The 19,648-nt window shown below is 34.9% G+C and carries 23 protein-coding genes; 2 read left to right on the top strand and 21 right to left on the bottom strand.

Features of this window, described 5'->3' with window-relative positions:
• Positions 1-286 precede the first annotated feature (286 nt).
• From glyS to HMPREF0631_RS08315, 21 genes are all read right to left on the bottom strand, one after another.
• Positions 287-2,350: a glycine--tRNA ligase subunit beta gene (gene glyS / locus HMPREF0631_RS08410; RefSeq protein WP_002844509.1), complete on the bottom strand. Its 2,064-nt coding sequence runs from the start codon at positions 2,348-2,350 to the stop codon at positions 287-289.
• A complete protein-coding gene (gene glyQ, locus HMPREF0631_RS08405; RefSeq protein WP_002844456.1) occupies positions 2,343-3,227 on the bottom strand; it encodes a glycine--tRNA ligase subunit alpha in 885 nt (294 codons plus the stop codon). The genes glyS and glyQ overlap by 8 nt, the downstream gene beginning before the upstream one ends.
• A gap of 103 nt (positions 3,228-3,330) precedes the next feature.
• Entirely contained in the window at positions 3,331-3,918 is a 588-nt protein-coding gene (locus HMPREF0631_RS08400; protein WP_002844475.1) for a DUF4342 domain-containing protein, read from the bottom strand.
• A gap of 11 nt (positions 3,919-3,929) precedes the next feature.
• Positions 3,930-4,676 carry a DNA repair protein RecO gene (gene recO, locus HMPREF0631_RS08395; protein WP_002844451.1) on the bottom strand — a complete coding sequence of 249 codons (747 nt, stop codon included), beginning with the start codon at positions 4,674-4,676 and terminating at the stop codon, positions 3,930-3,932.
• A gap of 101 nt (positions 4,677-4,777) precedes the next feature.
• The gene (mgtE, locus tag HMPREF0631_RS08390; RefSeq protein ID WP_002844495.1) at positions 4,778-6,157 is read right to left on the bottom strand and encodes a magnesium transporter; all 1,380 of its coding nucleotides are present in this window, start codon (positions 6,155-6,157) and stop codon (positions 4,778-4,780) included.
• A gap of 28 nt (positions 6,158-6,185) precedes the next feature.
• Positions 6,186-7,085, bottom strand: coding sequence for a GTPase Era (gene era, locus HMPREF0631_RS08385; RefSeq protein ID WP_002844458.1), 900 nt, complete (start codon positions 7,083-7,085; stop codon positions 6,186-6,188).
• Between the two features lie 114 nt (positions 7,086-7,199).
• Positions 7,200-7,949 (bottom strand): diacylglycerol kinase, encoded by a 750-nt coding sequence (locus HMPREF0631_RS08380; protein ID WP_002844453.1) that lies wholly within the window; start codon positions 7,947-7,949, stop codon positions 7,200-7,202.
• Positions 7,939-8,415, bottom strand: a complete 477-nt coding sequence (gene ybeY, locus HMPREF0631_RS08375) for an rRNA maturation RNase YbeY (RefSeq protein ID WP_002844469.1) — start codon at positions 8,413-8,415, stop codon at positions 7,939-7,941. The genes HMPREF0631_RS08380 and ybeY overlap by 11 nt, the downstream gene beginning before the upstream one ends.
• 6 nt (positions 8,416-8,421) lie before the next feature.
• The gene (locus tag HMPREF0631_RS08370; protein WP_002844410.1) at positions 8,422-9,432 is read right to left on the bottom strand and encodes a PhoH family protein; all 1,011 of its coding nucleotides are present in this window, start codon (positions 9,430-9,432) and stop codon (positions 8,422-8,424) included.
• Between the two features lie 149 nt (positions 9,433-9,581).
• On the bottom strand, positions 9,582-10,133 hold the full coding sequence (gene hpf, locus HMPREF0631_RS08365; protein WP_002844470.1) for a ribosome hibernation-promoting factor, HPF/YfiA family: 552 nt from the start codon (positions 10,131-10,133) through the stop codon (positions 9,582-9,584).
• 123 nt (positions 10,134-10,256) lie between these two features.
• Positions 10,257-11,402, bottom strand: a complete 1,146-nt coding sequence (locus tag HMPREF0631_RS08360) for an SLAC1 family transporter (protein ID WP_002844412.1) — start codon at positions 11,400-11,402, stop codon at positions 10,257-10,259.
• Positions 11,403-11,555: 153 nt separating this feature from the next.
• Complete coding sequence (locus HMPREF0631_RS08355; RefSeq protein ID WP_002844479.1) at positions 11,556-12,920, bottom strand: hypothetical protein; 1,365 nt, start codon at positions 12,918-12,920, stop codon at positions 11,556-11,558.
• The gene (locus tag HMPREF0631_RS08350) at positions 12,913-13,800 is read right to left on the bottom strand and encodes a hypothetical protein (protein WP_002844511.1); all 888 of its coding nucleotides are present in this window, start codon (positions 13,798-13,800) and stop codon (positions 12,913-12,915) included. Before HMPREF0631_RS08350 ends, HMPREF0631_RS08355 begins: the two co-directional genes overlap by 8 nt.
• 12 nt (positions 13,801-13,812) lie before the next feature.
• Positions 13,813-14,616: a hypothetical protein gene (locus tag HMPREF0631_RS08345; RefSeq protein WP_002844478.1), complete on the bottom strand. Its 804-nt coding sequence runs from the start codon at positions 14,614-14,616 to the stop codon at positions 13,813-13,815.
• A complete protein-coding gene (locus HMPREF0631_RS08340; protein ID WP_002844477.1) occupies positions 14,609-15,328 on the bottom strand; it encodes an ABC transporter ATP-binding protein in 720 nt (239 codons plus the stop codon). The genes HMPREF0631_RS08345 and HMPREF0631_RS08340 overlap by 8 nt, the downstream gene beginning before the upstream one ends.
• Before the next feature lie 37 nt (positions 15,329-15,365).
• Complete coding sequence (locus HMPREF0631_RS08335; RefSeq protein WP_002844408.1) at positions 15,366-15,794, bottom strand: GntR family transcriptional regulator; 429 nt, start codon at positions 15,792-15,794, stop codon at positions 15,366-15,368.
• A 196-nt stretch (positions 15,795-15,990) separates the two neighbouring features.
• Positions 15,991-17,070, bottom strand: coding sequence for a DUF2871 domain-containing protein (locus tag HMPREF0631_RS08330; protein WP_002844419.1), 1,080 nt, complete (start codon positions 17,068-17,070; stop codon positions 15,991-15,993).
• Positions 17,067-17,630: a TetR/AcrR family transcriptional regulator gene (locus HMPREF0631_RS08325; protein WP_002844552.1), complete on the bottom strand. Its 564-nt coding sequence runs from the start codon at positions 17,628-17,630 to the stop codon at positions 17,067-17,069. The genes HMPREF0631_RS08330 and HMPREF0631_RS08325 overlap by 4 nt, the downstream gene beginning before the upstream one ends.
• A 319-nt stretch (positions 17,631-17,949) precedes the next feature.
• The gene (locus HMPREF0631_RS08320; protein ID WP_002844459.1) at positions 17,950-18,243 is read right to left on the bottom strand and encodes a hypothetical protein; all 294 of its coding nucleotides are present in this window, start codon (positions 18,241-18,243) and stop codon (positions 17,950-17,952) included.
• The gene (locus HMPREF0631_RS10050; protein WP_002844461.1) at positions 18,240-18,386 is read right to left on the bottom strand and encodes a hypothetical protein; all 147 of its coding nucleotides are present in this window, start codon (positions 18,384-18,386) and stop codon (positions 18,240-18,242) included. The genes HMPREF0631_RS08320 and HMPREF0631_RS10050 overlap by 4 nt, the downstream gene beginning before the upstream one ends.
• 8 nt (positions 18,387-18,394) lie before the next feature.
• On the bottom strand, positions 18,395-18,607 hold the full coding sequence (locus HMPREF0631_RS08315; RefSeq protein ID WP_002844503.1) for a hypothetical protein: 213 nt from the start codon (positions 18,605-18,607) through the stop codon (positions 18,395-18,397).
• 434 nt (positions 18,608-19,041) lie between these two features.
• Between HMPREF0631_RS08315 and HMPREF0631_RS10045 the strand changes: the two genes are divergently transcribed.
• Both HMPREF0631_RS10045 and HMPREF0631_RS08310 read left to right on the top strand, forming a co-directional pair.
• Positions 19,042-19,188 (top strand): hypothetical protein, encoded by a 147-nt coding sequence (locus HMPREF0631_RS10045; protein WP_002844434.1) that lies wholly within the window; start codon positions 19,042-19,044, stop codon positions 19,186-19,188.
• A 1-nt stretch (position 19,189) separates the two neighbouring features.
• Entirely contained in the window at positions 19,190-19,585 is a 396-nt protein-coding gene (locus tag HMPREF0631_RS08310; RefSeq protein WP_002844417.1) for a type II toxin-antitoxin system death-on-curing family toxin, read from the top strand.
• Positions 19,586-19,648 lie beyond the last annotated feature (63 nt).

The following is a 19,648-nucleotide window of genomic DNA, read 5'->3' as shown; positions in this document are numbered from 1 at the left end:
TCTCTCAAAATCCCCGTATTAGTATATACAATATATCTTTATTTCTTATATAGTATATTATAATATGTTATTTATGATTAATCAATAGGTTTATCAAAAAAATAATACATACTATTAAATAAATATGCATCATATATAAACAGCCTGGTCAAACGAGTCAACCAGGCCATTTATAAGCATTTTATCTACATATAACTATAAGTCATCTTAAAATATTCATATGTATTTTTGTCTATATCTCTAATGAATACAGAATTTGCCATATATATTACATACTATTTGTATGCTATTTATAAACTATCTTAGTAAGGTCACAAACCTTTAGCATTGAATCGCTGATATTCTTTAATAGGGCAAGTCTATTAGCCCTAAGTTTTGGATCGTCTGACATTACCATTACATTGTCAAAGAAATTGTCAACCGCTGGTTTTAGACTAGCGAACGCATCAAGAGACTTTGTGTACTCCTTCTGGTCCATTAGGTCACTAATCTTTGAATCTACATCCTTGAAGTTATCATAAAGTTCTTTTTCAACGTCTTCTAACAATAAGGCTTGATCTATCTTATCAGTTTCAGCTCCCTCTGCCAGATTAGATACTCTATTGAAGGCTACAAGCATATCAGTCAAAGAATCCCTGTCTATCCACTTGTTCATAGCCTCAGCTCTTACATATAGGTCAGATATATTCTTTTCATCACTTGCTAGGACAGCCTCGACAACGTCATACCTGATACCCATATCCTTGAACATGTTCTTAGTTCTTTCATTAAAGAATTCTATTATATTCTCAATTACTGAATCCTTGTCAAATTCTACACTTGAATACTGGTCAAGAGATATTGAAGCTAGTCTAGCTACGTCTATTTCAATATTCTTTTCTAGAAGTATTGTAAGTATACCTATGCACTGTCTTCTAAGGGCAAATGGATCGGCTGAACCAGTTGGCTGTATGCCTATTGCAAAGAATCCTGCTATAGTATCCATCTTGTCTATTATAGAAAGTATAGCCCCCTCCATAGTTGAAGGTACTGTATCACCGTTAAATCTTGGCATATAGTGTTCGTATATAGCCTTTGAAACTGTGTCGTTCTTTCCTTCTAGCCTTGAGTACTGCATACCCATGTAACCCTGTAATTCATCAAATTCAAATACCATGTTAGTTACAAGGTCCGCCTTGGCATAGTAGGCAGCTGACTCTAGGTCTTCTATATTTACATCAACTTCCTTTCCGTATACCTTGGCTATATTGTATATTCTCTCAGACTTGTCAAGTAGAGTTCCAAGCTTTTCCTGGAATACTACTGTATTTAGCTTGTTCCTGTAGTATTCTAGATCATGCTGTCTGTCTTCATTGAAGAAGAATTTAGCATCTGCAAGTCTAGCCTCAAGTACTTTTTCATTACCAGCCTTAACATTTTCTATCTTATAGTCATTACCATTTCTAACAGCTATAAAGTATGGCAGAAGATTTGAGTCCTCTCCAACCACTGGGAAATATCTCTGGTGGGCCTTCATAGGAGTTTTTACTACTTCCTTTGGAAGTTCAGTATATGACTTGTCAAATTCTCCATAAAATGCAGTTGGATACTCTACTATATAAGTGACTTCATCTAGTAGTTCTTCATCCATCTCAACCTTGCCACCTATTGAAGCTGCAACTTGGTCTATCTGCTTTCTTATCATGTCTTTTCTAAGGTCCTGATCGTATACTACAAAGTTTTCTTCAAGTTTCTTGAAGTAATCTTCTATAGATGATACCTCTATAGACTTGGCACCTAGGAACCTATGACCAACTGTAACATTAGATGCTATTATTCCCTCAAGGTCAACTGGCACAACCTTGTCATTGTGTAGGGCAACCAACCATCTTATAGGTCTGACAAATCTCATATTCTTGCCACCCCAACGCATTGACTTAGGGAATACTACTGATTTTACTATCTCAGGAAGTACTTCCATAAGAACCTCATCAGTATCTTTACCTTCTTCTCTTATTGTAGCAAATATATACTCAGTACCATTTAGGTCCTTAAAGTATACATCAGACTCACTTAGGCCCTTACCTCTCATAAATCCTTGGGCTGCCTTTGTAAAACTACCATCCTCTGCTATAGAAATCTTTTTGGCTGGTCCCTTTACTTCTTCTTCTAGGTCTGCCTGTCTATCTGCTAGACCCTTTACAACTAGGATAAGTCTTCTTGGTGTTGCAAAAGTGTCTATATCTTCAAAGGCCACTCTCTTTTCCTCTAGTCTTGACTTTAAGCCACTAACTAACTGGTCAAGTGTAGACTGGACAAATCTTGATGGCATTTCTTCAACACCTATTTCATATAGTAAATAATTATTCATTGTCTTCACCTGCCTTCATTAGAGGATAACCTAACTCTTCTCTCTGCTTAACATAGCTCTCTGCAACTATCTTGGCAAGAGACCTTATCTTACCTATAAATGCTGCTCTCTGACTAACACCGATAGCTCCTCTAGCTTCCAAAGTATTAAATATATGAGAACACTTAAGTACATAGTCATAGCATGGTATTACAAGTCCTATATCAGCAAGTCTAACTGCCTCTTCTTCAAACATATCAAATACCTTAAATAACATATCTGCATTACAATCATCAAATGCATACCTAGTGTTTTCATATTCTTGTCTTTTAAAGACATCTCCATATTTTATATTATCATTCCACTGTAGGTCATAAACGCTATCAACATCCTGGATATACATTGCTATTCTTTCAAGACCATATGTAATTTCTCCAGTCTCTAGCTCACACTCTATATTACCTACCTGCTGGAAATATGTAAACTGAGTTATTTCCATACCATCTAACCATACTTCCCATCCTAAGCCCCATGCTCCTACTGTAGCAGCTTCCCAGTTATCCTCGACAAATCTAATGTCATGCTCATCTGGATTGATACCTATCTCTCTTAGTGAGTCAAGATATAGATCCTGAATATCGTCTGGTGATGGTTTTAGTATTACCTGGAACTGGTGGTGCTGGTATAGTCTATTAGGGTTTTCTCCATACCTACCATCTGCCGGCCTTCTTGATGGCTCAACATAACACACGTTCCATGGCTCAGGTCCTAGAGACTTTAGAAAAGTATTGGGATTCATAGTACCCGCACCCTTTTCAACATCATAAGGCTGAGTCATTATACATCCCTGCTTTGCCCAATATTTTTGCAAAGTCAATATCATCTCTTGAAAATTCATATAATTCCTCCTTATGTATAAATAACTAGCTATTTTTGTGTAGTTATATTATACGTTTTTTAGATGTATTTTACAAGTATTTTAAAAATACATTTTAATATAATTATTTATTATTTTCTTCATTTTTATTCTCAGACTCTTTAATAAGTTCGTCTGTTATATCATCTACTATATCTTCCTCTTCATTAGATTCATGCTTAGGCTTGATTGTGTCCTTCATGCTGCTAAAAGAATTGAATAATATCTCCTTTAAAATCTCTACTTTTTCAGGAGTAAGATTTCCTAAGTCTACCTCCTGACCTGAATTGGCATCTACTATCTTAACAGAATACTTGCTAAGCATTGCTGCAGATAGGCCTAGTAGAGTAACTATTGGCATAACCGCAACTCCAACAACACCTATTCCAAGAGGTATATTTAACATAATCTTTGAATCTTTTTCAACTACAACCCTCACAAGAGTAGCCTGCTTTAATAAATCTGCTAACTGGTCTCTCACCTTCTCAGTCTCTACAGTAAATTTCTTTTCAAATCCATCAAAGGCACTGGCCTCTTCGCTATTTTCTATTAATATTATAGCTTCTAGTACATCTCCATCTGTCTTTATAAGGGCCTCTTTAGCCTGCTTATATGTAACATATGGGAACCTTTCCATAATCTGGTCTACCATTTCAATTGTTATCTGTGCCATAATGTAACCTCCTAAGTTAAATTCTTCAACATATCTATAGACTTGAAATTGATGTACTCAAAATAGTTGATGAGGTACTTCTTCAACAAGAAAAATAGTTCATCAACTAGTACCTTGGCAACCTCAGCCTTATTTATATCTATTATATCATTTTTTAAAATATATTGCATAAGTCTTATTGTAGTTTGGTCAATTTTTAAGTAATTTTCTTGTTTTTTTATACATTTATCACATACTATACCGCCGTCTGATATAGAAAATACAGCCTTCCTATAGTTTGTAGAAGAACAAGAAGTGCACGCATCTACATTTGGCTTAAAACCCGTATAATCCAAAAACTTGACTATAAAGGCATCAAGTATAAACTTGGGGTTATCAACCCCTTCCGAATACAAAAACAGGGTCCTGACCAGTAATACAAATAACCTGTTATTGGTCTGGCCCTCTACTAGTACTCCTTCAACAAGTTTCATAATAAAAGATGCATAGGAAAAGGCATCAAAATCAGTGGCTATATTATAGAAGCTCTTGATACTCTCACTCTGGTATACTACATACATATCGTTTTGCTTTCTCAAGACATAGTTGTTGTAGGAAAATACCTGTGATGTAGCGATCAGCTTGCTCTTAGGCTTTTGAGCCCCCCTTGCTATTGCACTGACCTTGCCATAGTTTCTGGTAAAGAGGGTCAATATTATATCGTTTTCTTTAAATTTTAGGGCTTTAAGAACTACTGCCTGAGTATTTATTACTGACATTATTCCTCCTATCTTTTTTCATAAGGTCAAGTCAAATTATCTTTCACAAATAAAAGTCGCACTAATTATCAAGATTGAAATTAATGCGACATATAATCTAATTATAAACCTATAAAGGCACTGATTATTAAGAAGTATACTAAAACTCCTATAACATCCATTATTACAGTTATAACTGGAGAAGTGACTACTGATGGGTCAGCTTCTAATTTGTTTATTACTATTGGCATCAATGTTCCAAAAGCCGCACCCAATAAGACGTTTATCAATATACTTACTGCTATTATCAGTATAGACATCTTGACACCACCAAGCAATAATAAAACTATACTTGCAATAGCTACAAGGACTAGTCCATTTATAGTTGCACTTACAAGCTCTTTTGCTATAGTCTGAAAATCCACTTTCTTGTCATTGTCAATAAGGTTGATAACTGTAACAGCTGAAGACTGTGTAGCCACGTTACCACCTATTGTAAGTATCATAGGAACAAAGAATATCAACTCGTACATCTTAGTTGACATAAGTCCCTGGAACTTCATAAATATATATGCAGTCACAAAAGAAAGTAATAATGTCACTACAAGCCAGCCAAGTCTACCCCTAACACAAGAGATAACCTGCTCGAATAGGGTTGAGTTTTCATTTTCTGCGACATCTCTTTCATGCTCACTTGAACCAGCAAACTTGTACATATCCTCACTGGCTTCTTCTTCCATAACATCAAGTATATCGTCAACTGTTATTATCCCCTTTAGTACACCCTCTTCGTCAACAACTGGTATTGCTACTAGGTTGTACTTGGATACCATCTTAACAGCTTCTTCCCTATCCTCATTATCCTTTACTGACTTTACATTTTCTACCATTATATCTTCCATAGTAGAAGAATCCTTTGAAATAAATAGGTCTCTTAAAGAAAGCACACCTACCAGTTTCTGTTCATTATCGACAACGTATATGTAGTATATTGAGTCTGCTTCTACTGATTCAGATCTTATATGTCTGATAGCCTGAGATACGTTTAGGTTCTTGTTTACTGTTATGTAGCCCTTCTTCATAGTAGATCCTGAAGTTTCATCTACATAGGCAAGGAGTTCCCTAAGTTCTAACTCATCTGCCTTGCTCACAATATCAAGTATCTTTTCTCTTTCGTCATCATCCATCTCACGTAGAATATCTGAAAGATCACCTAGTGACATCTCATCAAAAACCCTCTTTGCGTGTTCTTTGTCAATTTGAGATACAATCTTTATGAAAAAGTCCGCCTCACACTCTTCTAGTATGTCAGCTGCTGTATCCAATGGCAATATTTCAAATAGTTTAACCTGATCATTGTTTCCTAATTCAAGTAGGATGTCATAGATATCCATAGTGTGATATTCTTCCAACATCTCTCTTAAATCGATCAGCTTATTAGCATCCATCATTTCTTTAACTTCATTAAACAACTCTCGCGACGAGTCCTGCTTTTTGTCCATTACAACCACCTTTTTATCAATAATTATATTATATTTCTTCTTTTAATCCAAAATAGCTGATATAGTTAGGTAGGTTTCTCCAGTTTTCTTTTACCTTTACCCATATCTGGAGATTAACCTTTGTACCAAGTAAGAATTCTATTTCTTCCCTTGCTGATTTTCCTATACCCTTAAGCTTTTTGCCCTGCTTGCCTATGATTATACCCTTGTGTGAATTTCTCTCACAGTATATAACAGCAGATATATCTATTAAGTCTTTTCCTTTACGTTCTTTCATCTTTTCTATCTCAATGGCTACACCATGTGGAACTTCATCATTAGTGTAGTGAAGGACTTTTTCCCTTATAAGTTCAGACACAAGCACTCTTTCAGGCTGGTCTGTAACCATGTAGTCTGGGAAGTACTTGGGTCCCTCATTAAGATTTCTTTTTATTACTTTTATCAAGGAGTCTATATTTGAACCCTTTAGGGCTGATGTAGGTATTATCTCTTTGAATACATTTAGGTCATCGTACATCCTTATCATCTCAAATAGGTCTTCCTTATTGTCTATCTTATCAATCTTGTTTATAACCAAAAATACAGGCGTACTAGTCTTTTTAAGGTTTTCTATGATCAGGCTGTCACCCTTGCCTATTGTTCTAGAATCATCGACAACAAATATAATGCTGTCTACATTCTTGAAAGCATCTGACGCAGATTTGACCATCATTTCGCCTAGCTTGTTCTTTGGTTTGTGGATACCTGGAGTATCCATAAATACTATCTGTGCCTCTTCATCTGTATATACAGCCTGGATAGTATTTCTAGTAGTCTGAGGCTTGTCACTCATAATAGCGATTTTCTCTCCTACCATATCATTCATAAGCGTTGACTTTCCAACATTCGGTCTACCAACTATACTTACAAATCCCGATTTATATGTCATATATCTCTCCTATTCCTACAATTGTGCAGCATTTTCATGAACTATACTATTATAATTCTACACAAATAACCACACTATCAATAATCCAAACTCTATTATATCATATTTTCTCTACTAATAAAATAGTCCGAGCTGAAATACTACTACTGCCACCAAGGTTCCTAGTATGGCACCAGCAAAGGTCTCCCAAAAAGTATGTATCTTTCCCTCTATTCTACTTTGAGCTACCAATAGAGCCATAAGGTATGCTAGTGATGAGGCCTCTACCCTCTCAGTAATCAAGGTAATTGATGTAGCTAGTGCAAATGCTAGTGCAGCATGGCCGCTTGGCATACCACCCCTGACTGGAGTTCCTGTCAAAGTTACTGCCTTTACAACAACTACAGCGATTAGGACAATAGCTATACATATAACTGTAATATGTAACTCCGATTCCCTAATCCTAAGAGCTATATTGCCAGTCAACATATTTAGCTTATTATAAAATAATATATAACCAACTACAACTGCATATAGAGCAGATACCAAAACACCTCCAGCTGCGACATCCTTTGCTATCTTGGCGAGAGGATGAAACTCTAATGTCACCATGTCTACAGTCTTTTCAACAGCAGTATTCACCATTTCCGCAATTACAACCAAAGTTATAGCCCCCAACAAGACAATAAACTCAATCTTTGAGAAGTCGAAAAACAAACTCGCAATTAGGACCATAAAGGAAGCCAAATAATGGAGTTTCATATTTCTTTCACTCTTAAAAGTATATTGAATCCCTGCTATGGCGGCATTTACAGACTTTACAAAACTCTGTTTATTCTTTTTTCTCTTCTGTTTTTTTTCGATTTGATTTTTCTTACTTCTCATATCCTTCATCCCTTGTAATATCTAGACCATTCAATACTTCTTCTTCTCTTCTATGCATATCTTTGGCTTCTTCTTCCTCCATATGGTCATAACCAAGTAGGTGGAACATACTGTGACACACTAAAAAGCATATCTCCCTCTCCAAAGAATGGTCGAACTCCTCAGCCTGTTCATCAGCCCTCTGTATAGAGATAACTATATCCCCTAGAGACTCTACTTCATATTCAATATCAAATTCATCATCAGACAGCATTGGAAAAGAAAGGACATCAGTAACCCTATCTATATTCCTAAACTCTCTGTTAAGATTTCTTATCTCCTCATTATCTACAAAAGAAAGACTGACTTCATAATTGTCATCATAATCCTCATAATCAAGTACCGCCAGCATAACTCTTTCTACCTTGTCTAGGATATCTTCATCTATTTTTTTGTAAGTCTGTCTATCATCGAAAATTATTTCCATACTTATCTATCTCCTATTATTGTTGTTTCTTGCTTTGTACTTTTTTTCATTTTCCTTAAATTCCATCTTTTTCTCATATTTTGCATACGCCTTTATTATCCTCTGAACAAGCTCGTGTCTCACTACGTCCTTTTCAGTAAGTTCCTTGTAACCGATACCCTTTACCCCATCCAGGATCTTGATGGCTGTTATAAGGCCACTCACCTTGTGGCGTGGCAGGTCTGTCTGAGTTATATCTCCTGTCACTACCGCCTTTGACCCAAATCCAAGTCTAGTCAAGAACATCTTCATCTGTTCTGGAGAAGTGTTTTGGGCCTCATCAAGTATTATAAAGGCATTGTCAAGTGTTCTACCCCTCATAAATGCAAGAGGAGCAACCTCTATAGTACCTCTCTCTAAGTACTTGGCGAACCTGTCTGGTCCAAACATATCAAATAGGGCATCATAAAGGGGTCTAAGGTATGGGTCAACCTTGTCCTTCATGTCTCCCGGCAAGAATCCAAGAGTTTCACCCGCCTCGACAGCAGGTCTTGTAAGTACTATCCTCGATACTTCGTCAGCCTTAAAGGCCTTGACAGCCATAGCTACTGCCAGATATGTCTTACCAGTTCCCGCCGGACCGATACCAAAAGTTATATCGTTGTTTTCTATTATGTTGACATACTCTTTTTGTCCTAGGGTTTTGGGCTGGACTGGAGCCCCTTTTTTAGTGATCACTATAGTTCCTTCAAGTTCCTTGACCCTGTCCTCACTATCTGCAAACAAAAGGTCCATAGTATAGAGTACAGTCTGCCTATCAAGTCTTTTACCAGACTCCACTATCTTATGTAAAGAATTTAAGAGTCTTTCAGCAGTCTCCACATTTTTTTCTTCACCTAGTAGAACTATATTACCTTCCCTAAGAAGTATATCCACACTTAGGTTTTTCTCTATTAATTTTACATTTTCATCAAAATTCCCGAATAGCTCTTTTTCAAAATTGGGTTCGAAAATCGAAAATTGCCTTTGTATAATCATATCTTCACTCCAAATCATAGTATTAATATCTTAATTATAACATATATGTATACACTTTTTAATCTATAGATAAGAAAAAGAGGCAGCCACTAATTACTTGGCTACCCCTAGTCTATATAAACCCTCTAAGGTTTCAAAATATACTCTTCCTATGCCTGTTCTATCAGACCGTAACCACCGTCACCTCTTCTGTATACTAGGCAAACTTCAAAAGTATCTTGATCTTTAAATAAGAAGAAATCATGGCCTAGAAGGTTCATCTGAAGAACAGCTTCCTCAGGGCTCATAGGTCTAATGTCAAACTTCTTTCTTCTTTCAAATACAAGTTCAGAATCCTCTGGAACTGCTTCTATCTCTTCTTCAAGTAGTTGATTGAAGTTTTCAAATCTAATAGTATCATTGCCTGATGCTCTAGATTTAAACTTATGCTTATACTTTACTATCTGTCTATTTAACTTGTCACAAACAACGTCTATAGCTGAATAAAGGTCTTCTTGGACATCCTCAGCTCTTACTATATGACCGTTGATATTATCTAGTGTTACTTCTACCTTTTGCTTTTCTTTTTTATTTGCACTTACCGTTACCCTTAACTCAGTGTCTTCAGAAAGCAATTTTTCAAGCTTGGAAAATTTTTTATCAATATAACCATTAATGCCTTCAGTTAATCTAATTTTCTTTCCTGTTACTAGTATTTTCATAATTAACACTCCTTCCAAGTACCTAAGTACTTTTTGTTGTTAATTACAATATACCCTAGTTTAAGCTTATTTAAAAGTCTTTAATTTAATTACTTTTTGTGTTAAAATAGATGTATAAGTGAGTTAATCAATCAAGCTCTCAGCGTCTTCTATATCAACTAGGAGACTTTTTTTAGGCTCTTTTTCTGTATTTGACACTTGATCAGTTTTTCTTGTAGATACTTTATTTTTTCTTGTCTCTTTTTTATCCTTAGATATCTCAATTTCTCTAAGTCTTTTTTGATGTGCTCTTCTTTTTTCTCTTAATCTCTTGCGCTCTTTTTCCTTATTCTCTTTCACTTTCTGCCTATGTTTTTCAGGATCTTCAAGTGTATTCATAAGATATGAAACTGATATCACAGCACAGATTACAAAGGCAAGAACAAACTCAAAATACATCAAATACTGAATAAAGCCTGTAGACAGCTTCCTTGCTATAAGGTACAATTCAAACTCTCTAGTTGCATATAATGTAATAGCAGCTGCCAATCCATAGGAGGAATTACTAGGATAGTATCCATCAAACAAATGAAATGCCAGATATACCATAATTGCAAAGAATATAAGTTGGAGACAAATCCACATACTCCATAGATTTCTAGTAGATATGTTTTGACCCAAGGCTATGTATGATGGTATGATAACCCCCAATGGGAATGCAAAAATACCTATTAGTGGTTTGGCTGCACTAGTCAAACTCACCCTCATATATCTGTACACTATAAACGGTGTCAGTACAATAGCTGCCACAAATATGTATTTAAGTATTGCTCTACCAAATACTTCCATACCAAAATCGCTACCTGTGATGGAAGCCATACCAATACCCACAAAAACTAGGTACCAAGTCGAAAAAACTGATTTAAGTTTGAAGTTTAATGCATATTTTACAATAAATATCACTAGTATAATTGCTTCTAATATTACTCCTACCGCCCAGAAATATATATTGGCCTTGTCAAACACGCCCTTCATCCAAACCGCTATCATTATAAGGGATAGGGCAAATGTCGAAAACATCGAAAGACCAACCGGTGTAGACAAGGATTTAAAACTCGTCTTAGGCATAAATATCAATTTCATCAATGTAAGCAATAATAGTAAAATTGTAATAACCATACATAAATCACTTAAAAATGGTATAACTCCTTGAAGCGAGTTACCAAGCACAACCCAAGCAAGGGCTAGTACGGTAACCGGTAGAGGAAGTCTGGATAGGAAATCCTTCATTATATCACCTCTTAATATTTCGTCTAAACTCAATTATAGCATAAAATTAGACATATTAATAGCATTTTATAGCTAAAGAACTTCCCTATCAGACCTTATAAACACCTATTTACATATACATCTTACAGTTAATAAAACAGTTTTTGAAATTTATTATTTTTCTTTTTCTGACATATATATCGTCCTTGCATCAATCTCCAACTGTCCTTTTATGGCACCTGAGTAAGTAATCTTATCTTTATCCACATCGTATATGTATATTTGAGTAGAACTATATATACTAGAATTATTAAATTCTAAATTATCCCTATCCTCGGGTATCTCTGTTCCATCTTCATTTTTAATTGTTTTTTCTACCCCTTTTCCCTTCCATTGATATATATTAAAGTTATTATACTTTATTATTATAACTTTTTTACCTTTCATCATAATATTAACCCTGTTTATACTACCCATTTGACTCATTTTATCATCCTTAGTAGGTAACTGTACCTGAGTTAAATAGTCATCTAGATTTATTGTCCTATCATCTACATCTATGAGTTTATCTTCTTTCATCTTGTATGACCTTATATGGAAAGGCTTTTGATTGTTTTCCCTTGATATTAGGTAGAGGATACCATTATTTTTGTCGTATTTGATATATGAATCATAAATATCTGGATTGATATATATGCCCTTAGAGTCTTTTTTACTGCTAATATCCTCCCTAGCAAGCTTCTTACTTGCCAAGTCTAGGGATATCATCTCATTTTTCAAGTCTTTGGAAGGATAGTCCCTATAGGAGAATATCAATATCTTGTCAAATGCAGCTATAACCCTCATACTATTAGCATTTTCAGAATCAGATAATATATCCAGCCTATTTAGTACTTGTATGCCATCACCTACAATCTCAGCAAATACAAGCTTTTCTATTAGATCATTCTTTTTCATAGTAGCCTTATCAGTATTTTTAACTGAATAAGATAGGACAAGATAGGTCTTACCCTTGTATTTTTCTAGCCTCTTTACCTCTATACGATCATTTCCAGTGTATCCAATCAAATCTTTCTCATTTAATCTTATCTTCTTGCCAACACCTTCGATACTGTAATTTAGATAAATACCATGTGAATTTTTAGGGTCTACAACATAGGCAGTATGGTCATAGGTTAGCTCGTTTAATATAGAGTATCTATTGGACTTCTTATCTATTGCCTTTATATTGTCATTCTTGTCAAATTTCAAGGTGATTTTTTCAGGCCTACCATCTTTTAAGATATAAGCAGGGATATTTTTTATATTGGATTTCATGCCTTCTATATAGCTCTTGTTCATGTCGGGCCTAATCTTCAAATTTTCCAGGTCCGTTTCTGTACTTATTAGGTTCATTTTCTCAAGTTCACCCTTGTCACCTTGAATAGTCTCTACCCTACTAGAACTAAGCTTCATAGTATGAAAACCTGCTGCAAGACCTAGGCTTAGTAGGATTAGTAGACCAAGGATTAGGCCACCCTTTATACTAGATTTATCCATTTATCACACCTCCCCTAGTTCTTTTTTGACTTAATCTGCAATCTACATAAGTAAGGGTCAAGCTCACTATGTAAATTGCCATGGCAAACCATGTAACTACACTTAGCTCACTATAGCTGTTAAATATGTTGTAATTAAACATATAAGAAACCACAAATACAAATACACCTATGCCATTTATCATCAGTAAAACTACACATATAATCTTCTTTAGTACCTTGCCCCTATCATTGGACACAAAGAATATACTTGTAAGGGCCTGTATGCCCATTACTGATGGCAATACAACGACTAGGGATATTATTATCGCTGAATATGAACTAGTCAGCAAAAATGAATCATTACCCAACAAAGACCAGGCACTCATCATATACATATCTCCCAAGTATAGCTTCCAAATTGCATCCATCAACAAGGCTGCAAGTGAGAATCCCACGATGCAAAAAATGTATATTGACCATCCCACTAGTATCTTAGAAATCTTGACCCTATATATTTTTGTAGGTAGGTTGGCCATTATTAAGTAGCTCGAATTTTTCCTCTTGTAATCATCCGTAACTAGTAAAAATGACATCAGCACAGATAGCAGAGTTACGAATCCTATAAAGCTATACATAGCAAAACTGGCAGTGTCCCTCAGTAGTATGGATGAAGATATAATCTTGTTAAATCTATCCATACTAGCCATAGGCAGTGGTTTAGCCTGGTAAAAATCCTTGAAAAATGATCCTACAAAGCTAACCTTGCCTATAGAACTTACTGAAAACATGGATACACTTATAGATAGGATTATCCATACACATATCAGACCACCTATAAGCATAAACTTCTTTTTATTAATCTTTAAACCGTAGTAGTAAAGTTTTAGTATATCGTTCATAGATGTCCCCCCTTAGTACTCTATTCTTCTAATCAAAATATGATTGGCTACAATAAATCCAATGGTTGAAACAATTAGCTTGACAATATATGTAGTATCTATTTTTCCACTACCCCATCCTACAAACTCTATTACATTAGCACTGTAAAATGATAAAAATATAATCAAGGCAGTAATGTAAATAGGTATATTCTTAGATGATTTGACAAGTAGTACAATAGCAATCACAACACTTATCAATAGAATCCATTTTAGGGCTACAAGGGCCACCATGCTTGGATTAATTGTAAAAAACGGATTTCCATCTATAAATTTGTTAAGTATCTCCTTCACAGATGGTATCCTACTTTGGAATAGGGGCACTGTTCTAACTATATCTATCATTTCGCCTCTCAAATACCTTGAATACACGACCAATATAATCATTGATAATAGACTATTAAATAAGGCAAATACCAATGAAGATATATATGTCGCCTGTATATGGTTGTAAATTTTGACAGGCAACTGCATAATACTGTAGACACTACCATCAGACTTAGACAGCTTTCTTGTAAGACTAGTTGCCGTATATATTATGACAAATACTAGGCTAAATACCAAAACAAGCATTGTAAGGCTGGGCTGTAGTGAGTCATACACATAAACAGTGTTGCCATCTCCCACTAAGTATGACCGTCTGATATCCCTCAAGTATAAAAGATTGCTAATTATACAGGATAGGACCAGGACTATAACTGATGTTATATTAAATCCAATAAATAACATCATGTTATTCTTGAATTCCAACTTCAATAACTTTAGCAATTTAGTCATTCAATGACACCTCTCTTATTTTTTCAATTATAGATTTACCCTCCAATGACCTCATCTCTTCAGCATCAAACTCTGATACTAGCTTGCCATCACTGAGTATAAACACATAATCAACTATTTTTTCTATCTCATCAATCTCATGTGTTGAAAGGATTATAGCCTGGTCTTCTTCCATAAACCTAGCCATAACAGATACAAATTCTTCCCTCTTAAATATGTCAATTCCATTAAAGGGCTCGTCCATTATGATATACTTCATATCTAGACAAAATCCCAAGACAAGCTTTACCTTGGCAATATTACCCTTGGATAGAGAGTCTATATTCTGGTTTATGTCTAGCCCAAAGAAATCTAGCATTTCCCTTTCTTTTTCTGAGTTCCAAGTAGGATAAAAATCCTTGTAAAAGTCTATCATCTTCTTAATTGAAAATCCCGGAAAGTGGGTTGGACAATCAGGTATAAATATCATCTTCTCATAGCTTTTGTGGCTTATCTTTTCATCGTCAATAGAGACCTTGCCAGATGTAGGTCTTACAAATCCCATCAGAGACTTCAACAAGGTAGTCTTGCCTGAACCATTAGTACCTAGTATGGCAGTGATCTTGCCTTCTTTTATAGTTAGACTGACATTGTCAAGAGCATAGCTTGTAGACGACTTGCCCACCTTAACATTAGTCTTATATTTTTTAGTCAAATTTTGAACCTTTATCATTAGTCCTTCCTCCTAAATACTCATTTTATAAACTGGGTTATCTATCCCCATCCTCATATTCATCATCTTCCTCGTCAGCCTTGACATCTTCTTCAACTAGGTCATAGTACTCACCTACAAGCTTCAAAACCGTCTTTTTGTCTATATTTACAGACTTCATGCTGTATATAAAGTCCATCAAGGGCTCTTTTAGGTATTCGGTCTTAAGTCTATTGATCAAGTCCAAATCAAGTGTAATTGTAGACTGCTTGTTTTTCTCAGTGCATATGAGACCTATCTCTTCCATATAGGCATATGCCTTTTGTACGGTATTTAGATTAACACCAAAGCTACCTGCCAATTCTCTTCTAGAAGGTATCACATCACCCGGCTCTATCTCTCCAATAAAAACCTTGGCCTGGTAATACTTACTTATTTGTAGGTATATTGGCGTATTGTTATTAAAGACAAATCCTTTAATAGGCAATTAAACCACGCTCCTTTCCTTATATTTACCAATGTTTAATAAAAATATTGTATCCTAGTCTATTTTGGTAAGTGTACTATACTAGTAGTACATCTTAGGTGTATTATAGCACTAGTACACTATAAGGTCAATACTAAAAAAGGTTGTTGATATAAACTACTCTATCAACAACCTTTTAATTACTACATTTTATTTACTATATTTTATTTTCTGGTGTTTTTTGTAAATTTTTTTCAGGTATCAGACTTATAAGAACCCAGACCATACCAATACCTATGATCATATGTCCTAGACCAGATATTCCAGAAAGGGCAGCTCTTGGGAATAGGTCAGCACCTGCTGAGGTTATCTCATAGATTCCCTTTACAAGCATACAGACAATTGTAAGAACCAGACCAGATAGATATAGCTTGATAGGTCTTTTTAGCTTTATGATGTCTATTCTAAGAATTTTTACAAGCATATATACCAAGACTAGCATCATAAATCCGAGAGTCAATAGGTGTACATGAATAAAACTAAGACTTGTAAGCCCCTGCCACTTGTAGTACTTGACAAACTCCCTGTAAAATACACCACTTATAAGACCCATAATCAAAAAACTAATAGCTAACTTAAATATATTCTCCTGTTCAAACTCGTCCACAAAATACCTATAGCCTACCATTACAATTAGAACATACATTATAGTTTTGGGTATCATAAGTGCGCCTAAAATCGGTATAAATCTAGCTCCTACAACTACAGGAATATAAAACAAAAAGCTCAAGAAGATAAAAATACTTGCATTTTTTAGACCATCAATATGTCTGTACTTGTAAGTCCACCCTATTATCAAGATACCCATTATTAAAAATGGTATATTTCTTATAATAGCAAACGTATAGTCACCTTGGCTGCCCCATAGATTCTGTGGCATCAAGACAAGACCTATCCTCACAATTGCAAGGCCATATATAAGCATGGACTTTCTTTTGCTTTTATCACCTGCTATGCCTACATAATACCTATAAAACATTATATAAAAAATAGTCATAGTTATACTAGTAACAAATTCACCCCAAGAAAGGGCAGCTATATTTTTTTCAAATCCACCTAAACTCAGGTGACTGACAAGCCTAGGAATCAGATGAAAGGCATCACCAAGCCCCAATAAAATAGCCATTATTCCAAAATTCTTAGCTCCTTCCTTTCTCTCTAAAAGTATCCTAACACCCAAGCCTATTACAAGACTCAAGTAACCTATATCAAAAATTGATTCCATTAAACTCATCATCGTCCAATACCTCCTATTATCCATTTAACATACAAGCTATAGTGGTCCACAAACTCTTCTTTTGACCACTCTTCCAAAAACAATCTCTGCATCAGCGAATGTACCAGGGCCCCCAGGTAGTGGACTTGTTCACTCTCGCCATAGTTTCCCTCACAAGCCTTAGAGTTGCTAGCTACATACTGCTTCCAATCCCTGTCGAGACTCATATTCCAATACAAAAACTTATTCCTGTATATATAATAGTATTCACCCTTAAATATCTCATCAGCAAGCTCTCTTCCATAGTCTTCAAGAGTCTTATTTATGTTGCCCTTGTTTTTTTCTAACAAGTTTAAAAATAAGGAATGAACCTCTCCAGTAAACTTGTCCAATATATAAAAATAACTCTCCTCTAGACTGTAGAAATACTGGTAGAAACTACCTCTGGATATATTTAAGTCTTCAACTATATTTTTTACGGTAGCCTCACAAAGAGGATTCGATTCAAACTCCTTGATCAGAGCTTTCTCTATTAAAGTCTTCTTGTCTTCGTTGAGATTATAAAAAGTCTCCTTTGGCATAAATATCCCCCTTTCAAAAGTGACATCGTGTCACTATAGTATATGACATAGTGTCATTTTTGTCAATAGGTCGAATTTAGGTATTAAAAATAGACCCTTTAAGGACTTGTATAGGTCAATTTCTGCACTAAAAAAGCACCCCAACCTCTGTTAAAGTGCTTTTTTAAAAAAACTGTGTCAATTCTATATCTGAGTCAACATAAACTGCATCAATATCAAAATCATTGATTGAAGTATCCTATTTCTTCCAAATACAGGACTATCCATAGATGCTTCAATTCCAACCAGTATCTTATACACTATTTTAAGAGGTTATCCATTATACCATCTCTTTTAATCTTTCATAGTACATACTAAGCCTAATATCCATATCTGTAGTATCCAACATTGGTTCCATTTCTATGGCTATATCAAATATATGTTCTACAATGTCATCAACTTCTGTGGTTAATTCGCCTTTTTCAGAACCTATAAAATCCTCTAAGAAATAATAAAAGTAATAGTTCCCCTCGGTCTGTTCTTTATCTACATGAATATCTTCATAGCCTTCTGGAGTATCTACAGGTTCATTATTTAAATACTTTTCTATAAAATTTATGAGTTGATTGATCATATTTCGTTCCAATCCTTTCTCGGTTTATTTCTATTAGCCACTATAGTCTTTATGTTTGTTTTATGCCCTGCATCAAATACAGGACTATACATAGATGCTTCAATGCCAACCAGTATCTTATACGCTATTTTTAGATTATCCATTGTATCACCTACTTGAAATCATCTAGAGAATACCCTCTTACTTCAAGGTCATTCTTTATCATATCCAGTACTTCATAAAAGGCCAGCTTTCTACCATTGTTGAAATCATCGTCACCCTCACTCAAAGATTCCTGATACCTCTCTTGAATCCTAGAAATCATATATCCTAGAGTCTCCCCAGTGACTTCCCACTTATCGTCATTATTTATTTTTCCGCTCACTTACGTCAACCCCTCTCTTTTCTAGTTATTCAATTGATTCATCCTTCTAGGTTCATTATACTTTATATTCTGAAAGTCCTCAAGCTTTCCGGGAACTTTACTGCTTTATTTGAAAAGTTGTGTTAACTCCATATCTGATTTTATATAAACCTCTCTTTCTCTTAACTCGCTGGGTTGTTTGTTCTTTTAATGGAATTAAATTCCATTAAAAGCCCCCATATTGAATTTTTTCCCCATTTATTTTTGTTTTTCATAAATATATATTGATTTTTTTCCCAGTTGCATATATTATACAGATAGGATTGACCTACACCCGCATGACATGGCTACCCTAGTTACTGGTGACAGTATGTAGTCAATGTATAAAGATGGTGATATAGTCCTAGTAAAGACAGAATATGACAACATAAATGGTAATGTTTAGGAGGTAAATTATGGAATACACAAATAGAAATATCAAAATAAACGCATCAGAAAACAATGCGAAACAAACCACATATGACAAGCAAGAAAATTACAAAAAACTAGAGAACCAAATTGACAAGCATATAGAAGTATTTAAGAGACTAAAGGATAAGTAAAATGAATGAAATAAAATATCTTACATTTGATGATATTATGACTACGCATGACATCATCTTACAAAAAACAGGTGGGTTTTCAGGTATAAACAATGCTGGGTTAATAAGTAGCATTGTTGAACATGTTAAGAATGACGACTACTACCCTACTATGATAGACAAGTTGACACATATAGTTTTTAGTCTGGTTATGAATCATGCCTTCAATGACGCCAACAAAAGAAGCTCTATAGCCTGTGGAGTCTTATTCCTTAATATTAATGGTTACGATTCAGTAGTTGATGACTTCATAGTGGCTATGGAAGACGTTGTTGTATCTATTGCAGAAGGAAGCATAAGTAAAGGTGGTTTAAGAGTTATATTGAGAGATATAGTATCTAAAAAAGTTATCCTATAATTAAATTTTATATATTTTAAGGTAGGTAATTTACTATGATTAAAAGTTTGGAGAAATCATTGG

This window comes from Peptostreptococcus anaerobius 653-L (assembly GCF_000178095.1).
GTDB classification, from domain to species: domain Bacteria; phylum Bacillota; class Clostridia; order Peptostreptococcales; family Peptostreptococcaceae; genus Peptostreptococcus; species Peptostreptococcus anaerobius.
The sequence above is the reverse complement of the archived record's forward strand: the minus strand, read 5'-3'. Positions and strand labels throughout refer to the sequence as shown.

What these genes read in the sequence shown, in the direction of transcription:
- glyS (WP_002844509.1), bottom strand. Translation starts at nt 2,350, where the DNA reads ATGAATAATTATTTACTATATGAAATAGGTGTTGAAGAAATGCCATCA.
- glyQ (WP_002844456.1), bottom strand. Translation starts at nt 3,227, where the DNA reads ATGAATTTTCAAGAGATGATATTGACTTTGCAAAAATATTGGGCAAAG.
- HMPREF0631_RS08400 (WP_002844475.1), bottom strand. Translation starts at nt 3,918, where the DNA reads ATGGCACAGATAACAATTGAAATGGTAGACCAGATTATGGAAAGGTTC.
- recO (WP_002844451.1), bottom strand. Translation starts at nt 4,676, where the DNA reads ATGTCAGTAATAAATACTCAGGCAGTAGTTCTTAAAGCCCTAAAATTT.
- mgtE (WP_002844495.1), bottom strand. Translation starts at nt 6,157, where the DNA reads ATGGACAAAAAGCAGGACTCGTCGCGAGAGTTGTTTAATGAAGTTAAA.
- era (WP_002844458.1), bottom strand. Translation starts at nt 7,085, where the DNA reads ATGACATATAAATCGGGATTTGTAAGTATAGTTGGTAGACCGAATGTT.
- HMPREF0631_RS08380 (WP_002844453.1), bottom strand. Translation starts at nt 7,949, where the DNA reads ATGAGAAGTAAGAAAAATCAAATCGAAAAAAAACAGAAGAGAAAAAAG.
- ybeY (WP_002844469.1), bottom strand. Translation starts at nt 8,415, where the DNA reads ATGGAAATAATTTTCGATGATAGACAGACTTACAAAAAAATAGATGAA.
- HMPREF0631_RS08370 (WP_002844410.1), bottom strand. Translation starts at nt 9,432, where the DNA reads ATGATTATACAAAGGCAATTTTCGATTTTCGAACCCAATTTTGAAAAA.
- hpf (WP_002844470.1), bottom strand. Translation starts at nt 10,133, where the DNA reads ATGAAAATACTAGTAACAGGAAAGAAAATTAGATTAACTGAAGGCATT.
- HMPREF0631_RS08360 (WP_002844412.1), bottom strand. Translation starts at nt 11,402, where the DNA reads ATGAAGGATTTCCTATCCAGACTTCCTCTACCGGTTACCGTACTAGCC.
- HMPREF0631_RS08355 (WP_002844479.1), bottom strand. Translation starts at nt 12,920, where the DNA reads ATGGATAAATCTAGTATAAAGGGTGGCCTAATCCTTGGTCTACTAATC.
- HMPREF0631_RS08350 (WP_002844511.1), bottom strand. Translation starts at nt 13,800, where the DNA reads ATGAACGATATACTAAAACTTTACTACTACGGTTTAAAGATTAATAAA.
- HMPREF0631_RS08345 (WP_002844478.1), bottom strand. Translation starts at nt 14,616, where the DNA reads ATGACTAAATTGCTAAAGTTATTGAAGTTGGAATTCAAGAATAACATG.
- HMPREF0631_RS08340 (WP_002844477.1), bottom strand. Translation starts at nt 15,328, where the DNA reads ATGATAAAGGTTCAAAATTTGACTAAAAAATATAAGACTAATGTTAAG.
- HMPREF0631_RS08330 (WP_002844419.1), bottom strand. Translation starts at nt 17,070, where the DNA reads ATGATGAGTTTAATGGAATCAATTTTTGATATAGGTTACTTGAGTCTT.
- HMPREF0631_RS08325 (WP_002844552.1), bottom strand. Translation starts at nt 17,630, where the DNA reads ATGCCAAAGGAGACTTTTTATAATCTCAACGAAGACAAGAAGACTTTA.
- HMPREF0631_RS08320 (WP_002844459.1), bottom strand. Translation starts at nt 18,243, where the DNA reads ATGATCAATCAACTCATAAATTTTATAGAAAAGTATTTAAATAATGAA.
- HMPREF0631_RS10050 (WP_002844461.1), bottom strand. Translation starts at nt 18,386, where the DNA reads ATGGATAATCTAAAAATAGCGTATAAGATACTGGTTGGCATTGAAGCA.
- HMPREF0631_RS10045 (WP_002844434.1), top strand. Translation starts at nt 19,042, where the DNA reads ATGGAATACACAAATAGAAATATCAAAATAAACGCATCAGAAAACAAT.
- HMPREF0631_RS08310 (WP_002844417.1), top strand. Translation starts at nt 19,190, where the DNA reads ATGAATGAAATAAAATATCTTACATTTGATGATATTATGACTACGCAT.